At 41.6% G+C, this 16,671-nt stretch carries 23 protein-coding genes; all 23 read left to right on the forward strand.

From position 1 onward, the window contains the following. Positions 1 to 143: 143 nt before the first annotated feature. The 23 genes from LXF01_RS07005 to LXF01_RS07115 all read left to right on the forward strand — a co-directional run bounded on the left by LXF01_RS07005 (position 144) and on the right by LXF01_RS07115 (position 16,662). A complete protein-coding gene (locus LXF01_RS07005) occupies positions 144 to 1,037 on the forward strand; it encodes a hypothetical protein (protein WP_233945256.1) in 894 nt (297 codons plus the stop codon). Beyond that, entirely contained in the window at positions 1,034 to 1,777 is a 744-nt protein-coding gene (locus LXF01_RS07010) for an ATP-binding protein (RefSeq protein ID WP_233945257.1), read from the forward strand. The genes LXF01_RS07005 and LXF01_RS07010 overlap by 4 nt, the downstream gene beginning before the upstream one ends. A gap of 23 nt (positions 1,778 to 1,800) precedes the next feature. After that, a complete protein-coding gene (locus LXF01_RS07015) occupies positions 1,801 to 2,739 on the forward strand; it encodes a DNA cytosine methyltransferase (RefSeq protein WP_233945434.1) in 939 nt (312 codons plus the stop codon). Further along, complete coding sequence (locus tag LXF01_RS07020; RefSeq protein WP_233945258.1) at positions 2,736 to 2,984, forward strand: hypothetical protein; 249 nt, start codon at positions 2,736 to 2,738, stop codon at positions 2,982 to 2,984. Before LXF01_RS07015 ends, LXF01_RS07020 begins: the two co-directional genes overlap by 4 nt. Beyond that, positions 2,981 to 3,217 carry a hypothetical protein gene (locus tag LXF01_RS07025; protein ID WP_233945259.1) on the forward strand — a complete coding sequence of 79 codons (237 nt, stop codon included), beginning with the start codon at positions 2,981 to 2,983 and terminating at the stop codon, positions 3,215 to 3,217. The genes LXF01_RS07020 and LXF01_RS07025 overlap by 4 nt, the downstream gene beginning before the upstream one ends. 2 nt (positions 3,218 to 3,219) lie before the next feature. Beyond that, the gene (locus LXF01_RS07030; protein WP_233945260.1) at positions 3,220 to 3,570 is read left to right on the forward strand and encodes a hypothetical protein; all 351 of its coding nucleotides are present in this window, start codon (positions 3,220 to 3,222) and stop codon (positions 3,568 to 3,570) included. After that, positions 3,548 to 3,952 (forward strand): DUF1064 domain-containing protein, encoded by a 405-nt coding sequence (locus LXF01_RS07035; RefSeq protein WP_233945261.1) that lies wholly within the window; start codon positions 3,548 to 3,550, stop codon positions 3,950 to 3,952. The genes LXF01_RS07030 and LXF01_RS07035 overlap by 23 nt, the downstream gene beginning before the upstream one ends. Before the next feature lie 9 nt (positions 3,953 to 3,961). Continuing rightward, a complete protein-coding gene (locus tag LXF01_RS07040) occupies positions 3,962 to 4,204 on the forward strand; it encodes a hypothetical protein (protein ID WP_233945262.1) in 243 nt (80 codons plus the stop codon). Between the two features lie 12 nt (positions 4,205 to 4,216). Then, positions 4,217 to 4,768: a hypothetical protein gene (locus tag LXF01_RS07045; RefSeq protein WP_233945263.1), complete on the forward strand. Its 552-nt coding sequence runs from the start codon at positions 4,217 to 4,219 to the stop codon at positions 4,766 to 4,768. Positions 4,769 to 5,531: 763 nt separating this feature from the next. After that, the gene (locus LXF01_RS07050; protein WP_233945264.1) at positions 5,532 to 5,954 is read left to right on the forward strand and encodes a hypothetical protein; all 423 of its coding nucleotides are present in this window, start codon (positions 5,532 to 5,534) and stop codon (positions 5,952 to 5,954) included. A 251-nt stretch (positions 5,955 to 6,205) separates the two neighbouring features. Further along, the gene (locus tag LXF01_RS07055; RefSeq protein ID WP_233945265.1) at positions 6,206 to 6,397 is read left to right on the forward strand and encodes a hypothetical protein; all 192 of its coding nucleotides are present in this window, start codon (positions 6,206 to 6,208) and stop codon (positions 6,395 to 6,397) included. Then, positions 6,372 to 6,647: a DUF968 domain-containing protein gene (locus LXF01_RS07060; protein WP_233945266.1), complete on the forward strand. Its 276-nt coding sequence runs from the start codon at positions 6,372 to 6,374 to the stop codon at positions 6,645 to 6,647. Before LXF01_RS07055 ends, LXF01_RS07060 begins: the two co-directional genes overlap by 26 nt. A gap of 112 nt (positions 6,648 to 6,759) precedes the next feature. After that, entirely contained in the window at positions 6,760 to 7,629 is an 870-nt protein-coding gene (locus tag LXF01_RS07065) for a hypothetical protein (protein WP_233945267.1), read from the forward strand. A gap of 23 nt (positions 7,630 to 7,652) precedes the next feature. Further along, positions 7,653 to 8,258, forward strand: a complete 606-nt coding sequence (locus tag LXF01_RS07070) for a hypothetical protein (RefSeq protein WP_233945268.1) — start codon at positions 7,653 to 7,655, stop codon at positions 8,256 to 8,258. Positions 8,259 to 8,316: 58 nt separating this feature from the next. Continuing rightward, positions 8,317 to 8,811, forward strand: a complete 495-nt coding sequence (locus LXF01_RS07075; RefSeq protein ID WP_233945269.1) for a hypothetical protein — start codon at positions 8,317 to 8,319, stop codon at positions 8,809 to 8,811. Further along, the gene (locus LXF01_RS07080) at positions 8,808 to 9,437 is read left to right on the forward strand and encodes a putative metallopeptidase (RefSeq protein ID WP_442781354.1); all 630 of its coding nucleotides are present in this window, start codon (positions 8,808 to 8,810) and stop codon (positions 9,435 to 9,437) included. Before LXF01_RS07075 ends, LXF01_RS07080 begins: the two co-directional genes overlap by 4 nt. Before the next feature lie 46 nt (positions 9,438 to 9,483). Beyond that, positions 9,484 to 9,942, forward strand: coding sequence for a DUF2280 domain-containing protein (locus tag LXF01_RS07085; protein ID WP_233945270.1), 459 nt, complete (start codon positions 9,484 to 9,486; stop codon positions 9,940 to 9,942). A 1-nt stretch (position 9,943) separates the two neighbouring features. Continuing rightward, positions 9,944 to 11,479 carry a phage terminase large subunit gene (terL, locus tag LXF01_RS07090; RefSeq protein WP_233945271.1) on the forward strand — a complete coding sequence of 512 codons (1,536 nt, stop codon included), beginning with the start codon at positions 9,944 to 9,946 and terminating at the stop codon, positions 11,477 to 11,479. A gap of 9 nt (positions 11,480 to 11,488) precedes the next feature. Next, positions 11,489 to 12,973, forward strand: a complete 1,485-nt coding sequence (locus tag LXF01_RS07095; protein WP_233945272.1) for a phage portal protein family protein — start codon at positions 11,489 to 11,491, stop codon at positions 12,971 to 12,973. Further along, positions 12,974 to 14,176 carry a phage head morphogenesis protein gene (locus tag LXF01_RS07100; RefSeq protein WP_233945273.1) on the forward strand — a complete coding sequence of 401 codons (1,203 nt, stop codon included), beginning with the start codon at positions 12,974 to 12,976 and terminating at the stop codon, positions 14,174 to 14,176. It begins immediately after the preceding gene. A gap of 54 nt (positions 14,177 to 14,230) precedes the next feature. Then, on the forward strand, positions 14,231 to 15,199 hold the full coding sequence (locus LXF01_RS07105; protein WP_233945274.1) for a YkyA family protein: 969 nt from the start codon (positions 14,231 to 14,233) through the stop codon (positions 15,197 to 15,199). 3 nt (positions 15,200 to 15,202) lie between these two features. Continuing rightward, positions 15,203 to 15,577 carry a hypothetical protein gene (locus tag LXF01_RS07110; protein WP_233945275.1) on the forward strand — a complete coding sequence of 125 codons (375 nt, stop codon included), beginning with the start codon at positions 15,203 to 15,205 and terminating at the stop codon, positions 15,575 to 15,577. Between the two features lie 5 nt (positions 15,578 to 15,582). Further along, complete coding sequence (locus LXF01_RS07115; RefSeq protein WP_233945276.1) at positions 15,583 to 16,662, forward strand: major capsid protein; 1,080 nt, start codon at positions 15,583 to 15,585, stop codon at positions 16,660 to 16,662. The last annotated feature ends 9 nt before the right edge of the window (positions 16,663 to 16,671 follow it).

Below are 16,671 nucleotides of genomic sequence, written 5' to 3' on the forward strand. Positions count from 1 at the left end.
TAGTAATTCAAATAACAGGAGTCATTGAATATGAAATCTAATTTAGCACAACAGCCCCAATGGGGCAAATGTCTAAGCCCTAAAAATATTCATTTCATCAGTGGTTTAACCCTTGCAAGCCCCTTCGAAGGAGCTTAGAAGCTATGCGCGAATATGGAAAAGTATCACCACACTTTTGGACAGGATCGACTGGTAAACAGTTGAGACAATGTCCTGAGTCTTTAGTGGTGTCTATGTATTTAATGACTAGCCCTCACGCCAATATGTTGGGGCTTTACTACATGCCACTTTTATATGTAGCTCATGAAACAGGCTTAGGCATGGAAGGGGCTTCGAAGGGGCTTCAATGGGCTTGCGAAGCAGGTTTTTGCAGTTATGACCACGCTTCCGAAATGGTGTGGGTGCATGAAATGGCTCGCTTCCAAATTGCTGACAAATTAAAGAGTACTGATAAGCGCAGTATTGGTGTTCAAAACGAATACAACTCATTACCTTCAAACCCTTATCTAGCAAGCTTTTACGATAAATACAGTCAAGCATTTTGTATGACTGAAAAACGTCAAAATACAGTTAAAAAAGTAGTTAAAAACGAAGCCCCTTCGAAGCCCCTTGCAAGCCAAGAGCAGGAACAGGAGCAGGAACAAGAGAATACACACACAAACGCGCAAGAAGATTTTTCAGAAAGTGATCATTGGAAACCAGATCTTGAACAACTGGCGATTGCTTTGAGAACCACAAAATATTCTCGACGAGTTTCTGAAATCCTAGGCATGGAAGATTTTCAATTCCATCTTGGGAATTTTAATACTCACCATGAAAACAATCACCAGCTCACTGATAACCAAAAACTTCGGAAGTTTGCACAGTGGATTTTTCAGGAATTTGAAAAACAACTGGCTAAGACTGAGCGTGAAGCTAAAAAATCTACAGGCCGTATTCCTGAAAAACAAAATTCACGAAACGTAAACGATGCGTGGGGTGAGGTTCAGCATTACGCACCTGCTAGTGACAACGTTGAATTGGAGGATTTGGTATGAACGCCTCAATCCTGAATACAAAAATCCAAATGAGTGCTGAGTTCTGTGAAGCTCACAAGGTTCAAAAAGTTCGAGTAGGGCAATCTGCAATTTGCAAGCAATGCGCTTCAGAGATTTTAAACAAAGCTCACAAGGATCACGAGGTTGAAGTAAATCGCATGGTTCGTGAAAAGCATTTTGAGGGGGCTAAGTTACCAGCTCGTCATGCGAATAGCGGCTTCAAAGATTACATCGTAAAAAATATTGGTCAGCAGAATGCCAAGCAACACTGCACAGTATTCACTAAGGACTTCAAGCAAGGCGTTAACCGCAATTTGATTATGGTGGGTCGTACAGGCACAGGCAAAACACATCTGGCATGCGCTGTAGCTCGAAACGTCTTGGAATCACGCAAATATGCTCGTTACATCACTTCGGAAGATATGGGTAATGAGATTGCGAATGCTTGGAAAAAAGCAGATGACAATGAATCAAACGCAATTCACCGATTCACCGAATATGACCTGTTAATTCTTGATGAATACGGCTTGCATGACCGTCACGAAAATCGGTTGCAGCTTGTGCACAAAGTTTTGTATGCGCGTTATGACGCAGCAAAGCCAACGATGTTGATTTCCAATATGACGATGGCTGAGTTGCAAAAGGATTTGGGTGATCGTCTTTGGTCGCGGTTTCAGCATGATGGCCTAGTGATTGTGGAATGTAACTGGGCGGATCAGCGTGTAGGAGGTGGGGTGTGAAGGATCAACATGACAACCTTACGATCGATTGGCTTGAACAAAATAATAATACAGGTGGTTTAAATGAGTTGGCTCTTTTCGCAGGCGCTGGTGGCGGAATACTCGGATCGCATTTGCTTGGATGGAACACAGTCTGCGCAGTTGAACGTGATGCCTACGCAGCACAAGTTTTGGCGCAACGACAAAATGATGGAGTTCTCCCGCTTTTCCCAATTTGGTCTGACGTGTGCAGTTTTGACGGAAAACCATGGCAAGGAATTATTGACGTTATATCTGGCGGATTTCCATGCCAAGACATTAGCTCAGCCGGAAAAGGTGCAGGCATTGATGGAGCAAGATCAGGAATGTGGGCCGAGATGGCTCGAATTATTGGTGAAGTACGACCTAGATACGTCTTCGTGGAAAACTCACCAATGCTTGTTTCCCGAGGACTTACCCGAGTCATCAGTGACCTTGCCAAAATGGGGTATGACGCAGAATGGGCACGTTTTTCAGCATCCAATTTTGGAGCGCCCCATCAACGGGACCGAATCTGGATTGTTGCCAAACGGGGAGAACTTCTTTCATACGCCCAACTGCACCGGCCTGAATGGTGGAAGCAACTCCAGGAGGGCTCTAATAAAGAGGCGGCAACAATTTCCAACACCCGTGGCATCCGATTGGAAGAGAAATGGATCTCCTGCGGATCTAGCGAGAAAATCACCAACCTTGGAGGTAATTGTTCAAACATATCCAACACCAAAAGCATCGGATGGAAACAAGCGAGGCAAGGTGAGCAGCCATCATCAAAACGGATTGGCGGGTGCGGTCAAGAGTGGACACGGTGGTGGAGTATTGAACCCGAATTGGGTCGAGTGGCTGATGGGGTGGCCAATCGGGTGGACAGACTTAAAGCCATTGGAAATGGACAAGTTTCAATCGTGGCTAAAAGCGCATTTGAATATTTAGGCGGTGCAGCATGAGCAAACCTAAAAAAAGAGTTCTCTTTGAAGACCAAATTAGTTTGATGTTGTTCGCTTGCTATGCAACTCAACCGTTTTCAGTCGCAGATGTGCAAGAGGCAGTTTTTGATTTCCATCGAGCAACAGTCTACAGCTTGCTAAATGAGCATGTGAAAGCGGGATATTTAGAGCGCGTTTCATCGAGTCATTATCAAGCGACTCAATACGCTAAAGACATCATGAATGTGAAAGGAGATGCAGCATGAATCTAACAATCGAACAAATGCGGGAAATTGTGGATGGGGCGCCTGAGTGGGCGGTTTTTTGGATCACTCGAAACGAGTACCACATTTCAATGCTGAGCTTTCCTAACATGACAGGGCAGCAAAGTTACTTAATTTCCGATCTACGTGCAGCCATCGCAGACCACGACCGAACCGATCATGTATCAGACATTCGCAATCATATTGCGCCGACGACGAGGGTGATTGAGGGATGAGTATGAATAAACGTCAGAAAAAGAAACTCAACAAAAGGGCTATGGATTTGTTAATTGATTGCGGCTGGTGTGAATCGGGTGATTTTGATCTCTGGGGTGGCGATTGGATTAAGTATGTACACATCGAAACCCGTGAGGAGTCTTGGGTTGATGAGGTTGAGCCTTTTGGCTATCTGAAAGGCTTGGTTCAAGACACATTGCTGGAATACATCGAAGTTAAAGATGATTCTAAATATGGTTTTCATATCGAGCAAGTTTGGAAAAGAGACCCAAATCTCAGTGTGATTGATGTGTTTTCAATTTTTAAAAACACCTATGGATTGAGATTGCATGACCAGTATCTCACTCGCTGAATATCACGCTCAATACGCGCACAAGACCAAACCCAAGTCAGGGCGCAGCAAATTTAACGCTCAGCGCATTGAAAAGGATGGAATGAAGTTTGATAGCGTCAAGGAGTATAAGCGCTATATCGAGCTTACAGCGCGAATGCAGAGGGGTGAAATTTCAGAGCTTAAGTGTCAGGTCAAATTTGTCTTGGCACCTAAGGTGAAATTGGAAGGAGAGAAAAGGGCAAAACCTGAATTGAGGTATTACGCGGATTTCACATACATCGAAAACGGGAAATTCGTTGTTGAGGATGTGAAGTCGCCGGGAACGAGAAATTTACCGAGTTATCGCAATAAGAAACACTTGATGAAAACAGTACACGATATCGATATTAGAGAAGTTTGAGGGATTGGGATGAATGCTAATAATTTTGATTGGGCACTTTATTCAAATGGTAAGTATTGGCTTTATGAGCACTGGAATGAGACCAATACAAATATCTATGGAAAAGCCAAATTTGATTCCAAGGAAGACTTCCTAAAACACGAAGGCAAACACTTAACAACAGAACAGATTGAAACTTTAGAGCAGGGCCGAGGCGTTTCAATCCCTCAACAGGACGGGACTACCTTGTTTTTTAAATACGTGAATTTGTAAGAGGGAATAGGGATGAATGCAGTAGCAGAAAAATTTGAACCGTTTGAGTGGTTGACCAAAGGTATTGCAGCGAAGTCACCAAACTTTGAGCCACAGGCACATGGCACTGGGGAGAAGCCTTTGAATTATGAAGATCGTTTGGGTGCGATTGCGAGCATGGAAACACAGCTTGCAAAGTCAGTTACAGCGCTTATTGTCTTTGATGGGAAGTGCGAAAGCGATTATGAGTATGTGCGTAATCACTTGGTTAAAATTATGTTGGTCAATGCTAAGGATGATAAGAAGCGCGAGCCTGAGCATATCACCATGAATCATTTGGCATACTTGGTTGCACGTATGGTAATTGACTTTGCATTAAATCCTGAGCTTGAAGGAAATTTTACAGCGCAAGGTCGATTGTATTATGCGGGTATTAATTCGATGCAGATGCAAGCCGAACTTTATCGTAAGACGTGGAAACCATACGAAAACCTGATGTGTTTGGCGCTTGAGTCTGCGATTGAAGAGGCTTCTCAAGCTGTTCAGAAGTATAAGAAAAATACTTACAAAGAAATGCGTGCATAGGGATTCCATTATTTCGGAAACCAAGGTATAGTTTTACTATACTGGTCGTATTACGCAGTTTCTGACCATGATTAAATTAAGCTCACCAAACGGTGGGCTTTTTTGTTGCCTGAAATTTATAAAGGTGCTTGTGACATGCACAAGTGATTTAACTGGAGAGCGGCCATGCCAGCATTTGCCTAACTAGCTATTAAGCTACGCTTAGACCCCGCGAAAGAGGGTACAACCCATGCAGTTCATCGAGCATGAATAGGATATGCAGGAAAGTAAAATCAGAATTGGGAGTGATGCCCCGCCAAAAAAATGAAGATGAAACCGAAAATTGATTAGTAGTGTGCCTATTCACTGGCGATCAAAGTAGGGAGTAGCTATGGACCACGGCATAGATCTACCGTGGTGATCTTTAATAGCTGAAATTTAGGGTATATTTGATATATTCTAGTAATTTGATTTTTTGATAATGAAAACGATTTTGAAGAATAATCCTAAGCTTTTTATTTTGTTGTATGTAATCTATGTGATTTTAATTGCAGTAATTACCGGTAATGAATATTCATTCTTAGTTCAGCCACTCATGGTACCCATAACTATTTTAGTCGGTATATTTATTTGGGAGTGGTAAGAGGGTGTAAAAAAGGATTCAGCAAAACAAGAAGTATATGAGAAAAACCTGAATGAGAAAGCTGAAAAAATATTCTTCATTTATACAATGTATGAGAAATGCATTCAGAACTTATATCGTTATTTCACTGATTTGAATGCAGTGCTTCAACCTCAAGCCTTAAGGCCAGTTTCGAAGTCTCAAGCAATTTCTCTTTTAATTGAAAAGATGGAGGGGGAAATAAAGCTCATACAGGGATTGGAAATAGAATTATATAATGAGGCTGTTCTATTTTATTACTTAGTGTCAAAAAAGCAGCCGGACATTAATGTTTATGAAGATGCAACAAACTTGAAGAATAATTTACACCAATTCGCATTTGTATCTGAAAAAGTCGCTAAATTTTTAGAAACCCATAGATATAGCGAAAAGTCCGGGCAAGATAAAGAGTTAGATCTACTTCAAAATTATTATAGATTGAAACCTGACATTAACTCTTTTAATTTCGGAGACCCGCAGGATTCTAAAGAAATTATTTACGTGAGGCCTCGAAAAAAGTTTTTAGAATTAACAAAGCCTTTATAAATTGTATTTTTAAGATTCATTGATAGCTACAGTTGATTTTTGCTACCCGGAGATCCACATGCTCCAATTTTTAAAATGCTTATTTGGCTTCCACAGTGCGGTTGAAATTGATCACACGATTGATGGTGATGAGATAAAGGTTTGTCGTAGTTGTTTGAAAGAAGTTAAATAATTTGCCGAACGTATTACGGCACATAAAAGCCCTCGCATTCTAGATGTTGAGGGTTTTTCTTTTCTATTGCGGGGTGATTATGGTTGATCGAGTAGAGGCATCCAAAAATTTAGAGCTGCTTAAAGCAAACCAAGCTCGCTTGATGAATTACAATCATTTGTATTCAAGTTATGCATTTCGTCAAGACTGCGGTGCTGAGTTGAGAAAGATTGGTAAGCAGATCGCAAGCATAGAAGAATTACTTCATGAGAAACCCAAAACGACTCGCTGAAATTAGAAAGCTACCGTGTGTGCGTTGTGGTAATCCAAACTCACAGGCGGCTCACAGTAATTCAGCCAAGCACGGTAAGGGTAGATCAATCAAAGCCAGTGATGAGTTCACAGTGCCGCTTTGCCATTCCTGTCACTTTAGGTTCGATACCTTTAAATTGGGTAATCGGGCAGAGAGTGAAGCAATGTTTGAGCAGTGGTTGGTGAGAGTTGAGCGGATGTTGGTGATGGAAGATAGAGAGGTGTTTTGATTAATTTTAGTTTGTTAAAAAATGTAATGTGATATTATTTTACTCCATAAGATAAATTTTATATTTAAGTAATGGGGAAATTATGCATACGCTACATCCGTACGGGATAAGAATGCACGATAAGATTGATGGAAAAGTCGGATATCCCTTACTTGGGTCCTTATTTAATGGCAAAGTAGATGCATTTGAATTGCTAAAAACATGGATCGAAGAAAAACAAAAGGAAGGTGCGGAAGTCGACCCAAAAGTTAAGTCAACAATAGTTTTTAGGGATGACTTTGTTTTTGATGTAGTAAATAGAAGAATTTATGGATGGATTTGCACTGGAAACTATGGGCAAAAAAATACAGTAATAAATGTATTTAATCCAGAAGAAAAATATGAAAAAGGGGTGAACTTCGCTGAACAAATACCTCATTTTATTTATTTCTATCTTCCCGCCTCAAAATCGGATGGTTTAGTATTATTTCATGGAGTTAGGGGATCAGGAATAAAAGCTGCGTTCTTAGAAATGCTTAATAAGATGTGCCGAACTAAATACGATAGAGTTTTCCAAATGAAATCGAAGTCGTATGCAAAGTCTCTTAAGATGTGGCAAGAAGCGATGACTAAAGAGATAAAAGCCATTCCTAAGAATAACCACTCTGATTTAGCGGATAAGGTTGCGAATATAACTCCTAAAGCAGAAACTGTGATTAGCATTAAAGCACCTAAGGGCGGCAACTTTGGTACTTGGGGTTCGTTTGGAAAGGACGACTCCAAACAACATCAATTACTAGAAGTCCTTGAACAAGATTATCAAAATATTGTAGCAACCGTTCAAAGAGATGGGAAAACAAGAAAGGTAAGAATTGGTACAAATATCACAGATGCAATTTGTATAATTGAAGCACCTGATGAGCTTGATTTTAATGATGGAAATCCAACTACAGAAAGTATCTTGGCGTGGTGCGAAACGATTAAATCAGATTTTTCAGCTTAACTGAAAATATTGAGTATAAAATTATGAGCAAAAAAATCGATATCATTTCTATTATACGAGGGCATTGCTCAACCTTAGGGAATAGTGATGGAACTTTTAACAAGTATGATTTTTTTACTTTCTATATTGTACCTCTAATTCTCTCCGGCTTAGCGGTGTATTATATGTCTGAAATTACAGGAGATACTCTCTCACTACTTGTTAATTTTGGATCCATATTTACAGCTTTACTATTATCGGTTTTGGTTTTGATCTTTGATCAAGAGAATAAAATAGATGAACAATATGAAAAGTATCTACTTTTTAAGGAAGAAATTGATAAAAACCCAAGTTTGAATGATTCTGCTGCATATAGATGGATTTTTAGTAAGAATCTTGATGAAAATTACACAGACAAAAAGGCGTTATTGAGACAGTTATATTTTAATATTAGCTTTTCAATTGTAGTAGCACTTTTGCTTGTCTTGGTGTGTTTAATTTACTCAAAAGTAGGGGAATTAACTCACACGGTATACACATGTATTTCTTCAAAGATTCTCATTTTTTTAATTGCATTTTTAATGCTCACAATATTTTTAAATATCTTAATGATTGTGAAAAGAATGCATACTATGCTTATTACCAATTAAATTAATGTGAAATTATGAACCACTCCATTCGGGGTGGTTTTTTTATTGGGAATAGGAAATGCAAAAAGCCGTGTTTCCTATCCAGTCACATGCCGACATCACCAAAGCCATTAACTTCATGCATACCAATTACACTCAGGCGATTAATGATGGCAAACCTTTGGTCGTTCGGATCAATCAAAAAGAAGATGACCGGAGTAAAGCACAGAATCGCCTTTATTGGATGTGGATGAACCAGTGGGCTAAGCGTCAAGGCACGGATAAAGAATACGAGCACTTGTATTTTAAGAAACAATTCTTGGCGCGTATCTATGCGCGTGATGATGTGGGCCAGTACAGAGCCACGTTTAACGCAGTCAAAGTTTTAAAAGAACAAAATCATCCGATGTATCAACAAGTGGCAGATGGGCTAAATGAGCTAATTAGCACAAGGGATGCAACGGTCGATCAGTTCACCGAGTATTTGAATGACATTCATGCATTCTGTAATAAACATGGGTGTTGGTTGCAAACACCTGATGATTTGATGTTTGCTTGGGAGATGAAGCAGTGAAACGTCCAATGCCGCCAGACGCTTTACTGGATATTGATCCTGTTGACCCAATGGGATTTGAACCAGCGCATGAATTAAAAGACTGGATATTGCAGACTTTCATTAATGAAGAAGGCGAACTACACAACCCCGACCATGCTCATATCTCTCCATGGGATGATGATTTATTCAAAGTGCTATGGGCTTCAAAAGGGTTTATTAAGGCTGAGCAAGTGGTATTAGGGCAGACTGAAAAGTTTGCACCAATGGCGGGTGGTTGGCGTAAGGCTCGGCAAGAAAAACAAATGATTGATTGGTTTGGCTGTGTGCCTAAATTCATTATCACTATCGATGCATGGTTTGCTTACAAGGCAAGCGATGTTGATTTTTGTGCCTTGATTGAACATGAGTTGTATCACATCGGCGCTAAGCGTGATGAAGATGGAAACTATCTGGTAAGCACATCCACTGGTGAATACAAATATTATTTACGCGGTCACGATGTCGAAGAGTTCCATGGAGTCGTCCAGCGTTACGGTGCATCTGAGTCAGTTAAAAAAATGGTAGACCTTGCAAACAATGGCCCAACAATTTCTAAGGCAAATATTGCTCAAGCATGCGGTACGTGTTTATTGAAGTTGGCTTAAGTTTTTTTGCCTATCTTGCTATACGTAGCTATACAAAGAGGTGGTTATGGCAGCCCTAAAAGAGCCTGTAAAAATATTTATAGTTCAAGCTCTTGCGTGCCGTGATACCCCTCAAGAAGTCGCGGATCTTGTTAAGCAAGAATATGGACTGAAAATTGAGCGCTCACAAATCGCTTTATACGACCCAACAAAGATATCCGGCAAGAACCTATCAAAGAAGTTTGTTGATTTATTTCATGAAACCCGAGCTGAATTTGACAAAGGCTTAATTGATATACCAATTGCTCAGAAGTTTTACCGCATGCGCCAGTATCAAAAGCATCTCGAGAAGAATGCTAAAAATACAGTGATGTCACTCAAAATTCTAGAACAGGCTGCAAAGGATGCAGGTGGTCAGTTTACAAATAAAACCGAGGTAACAAGCGAAGTAACCCAAACCACGGTTACCCAGGCCACTCCTGAGCAGGTTGAAGATGCAATAAGGAAGGCTAAAGAGGAATATTAAAATGGATCTGCAAACACAGGTTGAAAAGAAGCTGTGTGAGGATGAACATTTATATTTCACACGGCGTTTCTTTAAGCCACGCATGGGCTTTAAATTCACCGTAAATTGGCACCATGTCTATATTTCATGGATTATCGATCAAGTCATTGCTGGTGAAATAGCCAACGTTGTGATTAATGTTCCACCTGGTGCAGGTAAAACAGAACTCATGACTAATTTGATTCCACGCGGCCTGGCATTAAATGCACGTTCACGATTCCTTTACTTATCTTTCTCCCAATCCTTAGTTGAAGGTGTTTCTGATGTGGCTAGGGATATTGTTAAGTCAAAAGACTTTCGTAGCATGTGGGATTTGAATGTATCGAATAGCACAGACTCCAAGAAAGAATGGAAGATCACAGTTGAGGACTATGATGTTGGTCATGTGTACGTAGCTTCAATGGGTGGTCAAGTTACAGGTCGTCGTGCTGGCACATTGGCTGATGACGGTTTTACTGGTTGTATCACCATCGATGACCCATTAAAGCCTGAAGATGCTTTTAGTAAGATTAAGCGGGATGCGGCGAACCGTAAATTATTGAACACGGTGAACTCACGTAAAGCGAAGTCTGATACGCCGATCATCATGATTATGCAGCGACTCCACACTGAAGATCCGACTAACTTTGTAATGACTGGAAACCTACCTGGTGAATGGACTCAGATATCTATCCCAGCACTGATAGATGATGAATACATTGCAACCTTGCCAGAACATATCCAAAAGCTTGTACCGCGAGATGTTGAGTGTGATGAGCAGGGTCGTCAAAGCTATTGGCCTAAAAAGGAATCCTTACAATCGCTACTTCAGTTAGAGAAGGGTGGTAAGGATAAGGAAGGTGCAACCGTCTCACGTTACACCTTCAGCAGCCAATACATGCAACAACCTAAGAAATTGGGCGGGGATTTAATTAAGTCAGAGTGGTTTGGGTTCTATAAAGAAATCCCTACGCTTCAGTGGCGTGCAGTCCTTGTAGATACAGCTCAAAAAACCAAAGAGCACAACGATTACTCAGTATTTTTACTTGTTGGCCTGGGTGTTGATGGAAAGCTGTACCTACTGGATCTTTTGCGTGGTAAATGGGAAGCACCAGAACTTAACCGTCAGGCGAAAGCTTTCCTCGACAAGCATAAGGAATATACATGGGAAACCAAGCCTATTCGCTATATGAAAGTAGAAGACAAGGCATCGGGTACGCAACTAATCCAAACTCTAGGCACTTACTCGGGTGTGGCTGTCATACCAGTCCAGCGTCATACAGACAAGCTATCCCGTTTCATGGATGTACAGGTCCATCTTGAAGCGAACTATAAAGATAAGCCGGAAGATCGCTTTGTAATGGTACCTAAGGATGCACACTGGGTTGGGGAATTTTTTGAGGAGTGTGAGGCATTTAATGCAGCATTTACTCATGACCATGATGACCAAGTCGACACATTGATTGATGCAATTGAAGACGCAGTAATCGCAATTAATTACAGCCCTCCGGCTGCATAGGTTTTATTTATGGCTAAGAAAAGAAAAAATCCTGAGAATAAAAAGCCGGAGTCTGGTGCACTTTATTCTCATGAGGCTGAACAGGCTTTAATCAGCTATCTAACCAAAATGCCTGACGGTGATGAGGTGCTACGAAAAGCTGGTGTTACTCGTCCACGCCTAAAAGTCATGATGTATGACGATGAGATTTATCAGGCAATTGAAAAACGCCAAGATAAACTTGAGAGCGCGGCATGGCGTGTAGAACCAATGGATCGACCTGAATCTAAAATCATCATGGAGCATTTGCGTGAATGGTGGTCAGAGATTCTACTTGGTGCACAGAATGCTCGCTGGTACGGGTATTCGGTATTAGAAGCCATCTATACGAAGCCTGAGGAGCCGAGCTTGCATATTGATGGCGATACAATTACACCGTTTATTGGGTTTAAGTGGATTGGTGAAAAACCTATGCAATGGTATGAGCCGAAAAATGATGGGCGTTTATTATTGCTCGCCAATTACAACGCAACTCGGCAGGATCAGGAAGTGGACCAACGGTTTAAGCACTTTCTGACACGTTGCAAATCTACTTATGAAAATCCATTAGGCGAGGCTTTATTAAGTCGACTGTACTGGGTGTGGTTCTTTAAAACATCGGGCTTCAAATTCTGGGCAAAGTTTGTAGAAAAATTTGGTTTGCCAATGCTGGTTGGTAAAACTGCTGGCAAGACTACAGATATGCGTGACGCACTACTCAAAGCTCATGCTAGCTCGGTTATTGCTCTAAGTGGTACGGATTCAGTTGAAATCCAAACTGCCAATACCAATGGCAATGCTTCTCAAACATTTGAAGTGTTTGATAAGAATCTTGAACGTCGTATACAGAAAGTCATCTTAGGTCAGACATTGACAAGTGGAACTGATGGAGCAGGCTCAAGGGCTTTAGGGGATGTTCATCTAGAAGTACAGAATGCGAAGTATAAAGCCGACGTACGAATGATTATGCCTACGATACAAGCCATTATTAATGCGCTATGTGATATCAATGGCTGGGAGCGTCACCGGGTTATCATTGGTGAAGAGAAGTCACTGGAAGAGCCTAAAGCAGACCGTGACGTGAAGTTAAAAAATGCTGGTGCAGTACTAACCCCACAATACTTCAAACGTGAGTATGGTCTGGAAGATGGTGATGTGATTGAGCAGGTATCTACTAACTTAAACCAATTCTCAGCTATACCCAAACGTGCATTTAGCTTTAAAGCCCAGGCCAATAAACTTTCAGCTGAACAGCAAGAAGTTGAGGAATTAACCGATGGCCAAAAGGATCTGCAGCTTTTAAGTAATGAGCAGATTAAGCAGCTTGTTGCTGAGTCGGATAGTCCCGATGGCCTGGCATTCAATTTAATGCAGTTGATTCCGTCTGTATCTGAATCTCAGTTTAAGGCCAATTTAGATCAGGCTTTATATGCTGCAGATGTATTGGGGTATGCGACTGCTGCTAAGGGGAAATAGATGCAACCAGTTACGTTCCTTGAGGCGCTTCAGTACGCGCATGACAAAAAGATTGTGCTACCTGATGAGTTTTACTCAATGGACTTAAAGACTCGGCAGATGGCGACAACAGTGAGCTTTCTATCGAGTCTTGAGCAAATTGAGACAGTGATTAGGTCACTGAATACAACATTGGCCGATGGCGGAACGTTTAACGATTTTCAGAAGCTCATTGCTGAGTCTGAAATCATTCTACCTAAGCATTATTTAGATACCGTATTTCGTACCAATATCCAAAGTGCTTATGGTCATGGGCGATGGCAGCAGCAGAATCGAAATAAAGCCAAACGTCCTTACTTGATGTACTCGGCTATCGATGATAGTCGTGTACGTCCTGCACATTTGGCATTGAATCGAATTGTACTGCCGATTGATCATCCATTTTGGCTAACGCATTACCCGCCACTAGGCTTTCGTTGTCGCTGTACTGTTATCGCACTCACAGAGGCTCAGGCACTCAAATACGGCATTACACCGGATGATAAGTTGCCGGAAGTTGCTGAGGCATTGGACTGGTCATCGCATCCTTTGCAGTTTGGTGATCTAGAAGAGTTAGTTGATAAAAAGATCAATGTGTCGGTACTAGATAAGGAATATCTCCTCGAGCAGAAGGAGGTTATCAAAGCTGAATGGACTGCATCGAAAAAGCTTACGAGCCTATTTGCTCCTATGGATGATAAGACTCGGGACCTATTCGATACGGTGGCCAATACTGTGATTCCACTTGATCCATCGATTCGACCTAGTGCTATTCGTACTTTCTTGGACTATGTGCAAGGCAATGACCAGGCCATTACAAACTATTTGAATAGCAAAGCTGTATCGAAAGCTGACCAAGTGCTTAAGCAATGGTTGGTTCAGGATATAGCAGCGATTCATGCTGTTGCTAAAAACACTGCTGAAGTTGTTACCGGCACAACCACACTGGCTTACGCAGCTTCACTTGAAGTAGGCAAGGTGGTGACTTTGGATGCACCAATGCTTTTGGCAGGTCAGTCAAACATCATGATTCAGATTGAGAATGCTAATGGCCTGGGGATTGATCTTGAAAAGCTGAATGTTGGTGAAGGGGTCTTGCTACCTTTGGGAGTCTCATTTGAAGTTGTTTCGATGGAGATGGTTGAAGGGGTGATGGTTTATACACTGAAGGCATTGGTAAATTAAATTGAAATTAACTAGAGACCGTCCGAAAGGGCGGTTTTTTTATGGAGCATGAAAATGCCAGATCCAAATGAAGAGCGATTGAAGTATCTATTCAATGCTGCAGCTATTGAAGTCCTGAAGGTTGAAGAGGGGCAAAAACGAAAATTTAAAGGCACTGCTTATGCAGGTGGCCGTGTAGATGGTCATTGGTATTGGGGCCGTTCTGGTGTGGTCTTTGATCTTGATGGGATTGAGATTGATAAGCCAGCAGCCTTACTTGAAGAACACTTTAGCTCAAGTCGAATTGGTGTTGTTCAAACAGTAGATACAAACGGAAAGATTGATGTTTCAGGCGATTTTCTTACGAATGCTAAGGCGCAGGAAATCGTTCAGGACTCTGATGATGGCTTTCCATTCCAGATGTCAATGATGATTGATCCTGGATCTATTGAAGAAGTCTCACAAGGCAAGACAGTGACTGTGAATGGTCAAGTATTTGAAGGTCCTATCACAATCTTCCGTCAAAACCGCATTCGTGAGTTCACGATCTGCTCGACTGGTGCCGATCGCAATACCTCAATTAAAGCCTTCTCAGGCAAAGCTAACCCTAACCCAACCAAAGAGGACACCGACGTGACCGAACTTGAAAAAGAAAAAGCTGCTCGTGAAAAGGCAGAGCAAGAACGCGATGCTGCACAAGCCGAACTTAAAAAGTTTAAAGCAGACAAGCGCGAAGAAGACATCAAGTCGCTTGAAACAGCAATGAATAAACAATTCAGTGCTGAAGAAAAGAAATCCTATACAGATATGGATGATGCTGCATTCGCATTTATGGCACAGCAGTTAAAGCAATTCTCTGCAGGTAATCAACAACCAGCTGGTCAACAGCAACAAACACAGCCAACACCTGGTGTGAATCCAGCATTCGCACATTTATTCACTCATCAAGCGAATGGTGGTCAGGGTGGTCAGCAGACTAACCAAAATGACACTCACAAATTTACTTCAGGTGCACAAGCATTTGCACAGCAAAAGGGGAAATAATTCATGGTAACTCACTATGTACCAGCTGTTTCAATCACCTCAAAACGATTGGTCTTGGACAATGAAAAGTTACGCCGTTCCAATGCAAAAGTACCAACCGCTACAGCATTTAAATACGGTGATCTATTGACGCTGTCAGATACCAATGTACTGGCTCACGCTGTAGATGAAAAAACATGGGATGTGATCTGTGGTCAGGATGTGTCAGCTGCAGAAGCCACAATCAAGGCCGCTGATGGTATCGAAATACCAGTGTATTACGGCGGCGTTTTTAACGTTGAGGCTGTATCACTTAATGGCGCTTTGCTTGCTGCTGAGAAATATGATGCAGCACGTGCTCAAGCAACTAAAAACAAAATCGAACTTTCTAAGGTGTAATAAACATGCCACAGTCTTTTAATATTGAGGGTGCTCCGCTCGAACTTCTTGATGTTGGTGAACTTGCGTTAATTCACTCGAATTACCGCCCAATGGATACTTGGCTTTTAGATAAGCTTTTTCCAAATCGCCCCTTATTCACTCGTGATGATGTGCCACTGGCTGAATTGTCAGCTGAACATGATCTTGCACCATTGGTATCTCCACAGCAGCCTGGTAAGCCATTTGATACTACTCAATCTGGTGAAGTGCGCCATGTAAAGCCGGCTTACTACAAACCAAAGAACCAGGTTACTCCAGCAGATACGTTTGAAATTGCATTACTGGAGCGTTTACGTACAGCAGGCATCATTTCTACTGGTAATCAGCAATTATCTGACCAAGAAAAAATGATCATCGCTCAGATCGCAGTGATGAAGCGTAATCATGACGCGATTGATAACTCCGTCTTGATGATGGCGATTGATCTCCTAAAAAATGGTAAATACGCGCTTCATTCAGATGACTATGAATACAACTTAGTGGATTATCGCCGTGATGCATCTTTGACATTCACACCGCTAACGAAGTGGAATGATGCTGGTGCTAAACCAGTAACAGATATTCGCACAATGCTTGAACGTCAATTGGCTGCCGATGGTGGTGAGGCGAAACTAGCTGTAATGTCTGGTTTGGTGTGGGCTGCTCTATGGAACAATGAAGAGTTCAAGAAAGAATTCATTACGCCATATGCAGGTATTTCTGTTCCAGTTAATCCAAGTTTTGGTGCCAAAGAGTCTGCGACTTTTAAAGGTACTTTTGACGGGATCGAGTTCTGGGTTTATGACGCGACCTACCGAAACAAAGGTCAGGTGAAGCGCTTTATTCCTAAAGATTACTTCTCATTAATATCTGATACGAATGGCTCAGTCGCTCACTGTAAGATTAAAAATATGTTGGCCAACGGTGTTGCTCAGCAGTATTTTGACCGTCAGTGGTACTGCGAAGATCCAAGCGGCATCATGCTGATGACTGAATCAGCTCCATTAGTTGTACCGTCTAACAAAAATGGTGTAGTCGGTGGTACTGGATTTATCACCCTATAAGGAGCATGA

Origin of the sequence: Acinetobacter sp. SH20PTE14 (assembly GCF_021391555.1) — a bacterium.
Classification (GTDB): domain Bacteria; phylum Pseudomonadota; class Gammaproteobacteria; order Pseudomonadales; family Moraxellaceae; genus Acinetobacter; species Acinetobacter amyesii.

Bases quoted from the DNA above. Each gene is read 5' to 3' on its own strand.
- LXF01_RS07085 (WP_233945270.1), top strand. From the start codon at position 9,484: ATGGCAGCCCTAAAAGAGCCTGTAAAAATATTTATAGTTCAAGCTCTT.
- LXF01_RS07035 (WP_233945261.1), top strand. From the start codon at position 3,548: ATGACCAGTATCTCACTCGCTGAATATCACGCTCAATACGCGCACAAG.
- LXF01_RS07070 (WP_233945268.1), top strand. From the start codon at position 7,653: ATGAGCAAAAAAATCGATATCATTTCTATTATACGAGGGCATTGCTCA.
- LXF01_RS07005 (WP_233945256.1), top strand. From the start codon at position 144: ATGCGCGAATATGGAAAAGTATCACCACACTTTTGGACAGGATCGACT.
- LXF01_RS07105 (WP_233945274.1), top strand. From the start codon at position 14,231: ATGCCAGATCCAAATGAAGAGCGATTGAAGTATCTATTCAATGCTGCA.
- LXF01_RS07010 (WP_233945257.1), top strand. From the start codon at position 1,034: ATGAACGCCTCAATCCTGAATACAAAAATCCAAATGAGTGCTGAGTTC.
- LXF01_RS07075 (WP_233945269.1), top strand. From the start codon at position 8,317: ATGCAAAAAGCCGTGTTTCCTATCCAGTCACATGCCGACATCACCAAA.
- LXF01_RS07065 (WP_233945267.1), top strand. From the start codon at position 6,760: ATGCACGATAAGATTGATGGAAAAGTCGGATATCCCTTACTTGGGTCC.
- LXF01_RS07115 (WP_233945276.1), top strand. From the start codon at position 15,583: ATGCCACAGTCTTTTAATATTGAGGGTGCTCCGCTCGAACTTCTTGAT.
- terL (WP_233945271.1), top strand. From the start codon at position 9,944: ATGGATCTGCAAACACAGGTTGAAAAGAAGCTGTGTGAGGATGAACAT.
- LXF01_RS07110 (WP_233945275.1), top strand. From the start codon at position 15,203: ATGGTAACTCACTATGTACCAGCTGTTTCAATCACCTCAAAACGATTG.
- LXF01_RS07095 (WP_233945272.1), top strand. From the start codon at position 11,489: ATGGCTAAGAAAAGAAAAAATCCTGAGAATAAAAAGCCGGAGTCTGGT.
- LXF01_RS07025 (WP_233945259.1), top strand. From the start codon at position 2,981: ATGAATCTAACAATCGAACAAATGCGGGAAATTGTGGATGGGGCGCCT.
- LXF01_RS07100 (WP_233945273.1), top strand. From the start codon at position 12,974: ATGCAACCAGTTACGTTCCTTGAGGCGCTTCAGTACGCGCATGACAAA.
- LXF01_RS07040 (WP_233945262.1), top strand. From the start codon at position 3,962: ATGAATGCTAATAATTTTGATTGGGCACTTTATTCAAATGGTAAGTAT.
- LXF01_RS07060 (WP_233945266.1), top strand. From the start codon at position 6,372: ATGAGAAACCCAAAACGACTCGCTGAAATTAGAAAGCTACCGTGTGTG.
- LXF01_RS07045 (WP_233945263.1), top strand. From the start codon at position 4,217: ATGAATGCAGTAGCAGAAAAATTTGAACCGTTTGAGTGGTTGACCAAA.
- LXF01_RS07030 (WP_233945260.1), top strand. From the start codon at position 3,220: ATGAATAAACGTCAGAAAAAGAAACTCAACAAAAGGGCTATGGATTTG.
- LXF01_RS07020 (WP_233945258.1), top strand. From the start codon at position 2,736: ATGAGCAAACCTAAAAAAAGAGTTCTCTTTGAAGACCAAATTAGTTTG.
- LXF01_RS07055 (WP_233945265.1), top strand. From the start codon at position 6,206: ATGGTTGATCGAGTAGAGGCATCCAAAAATTTAGAGCTGCTTAAAGCA.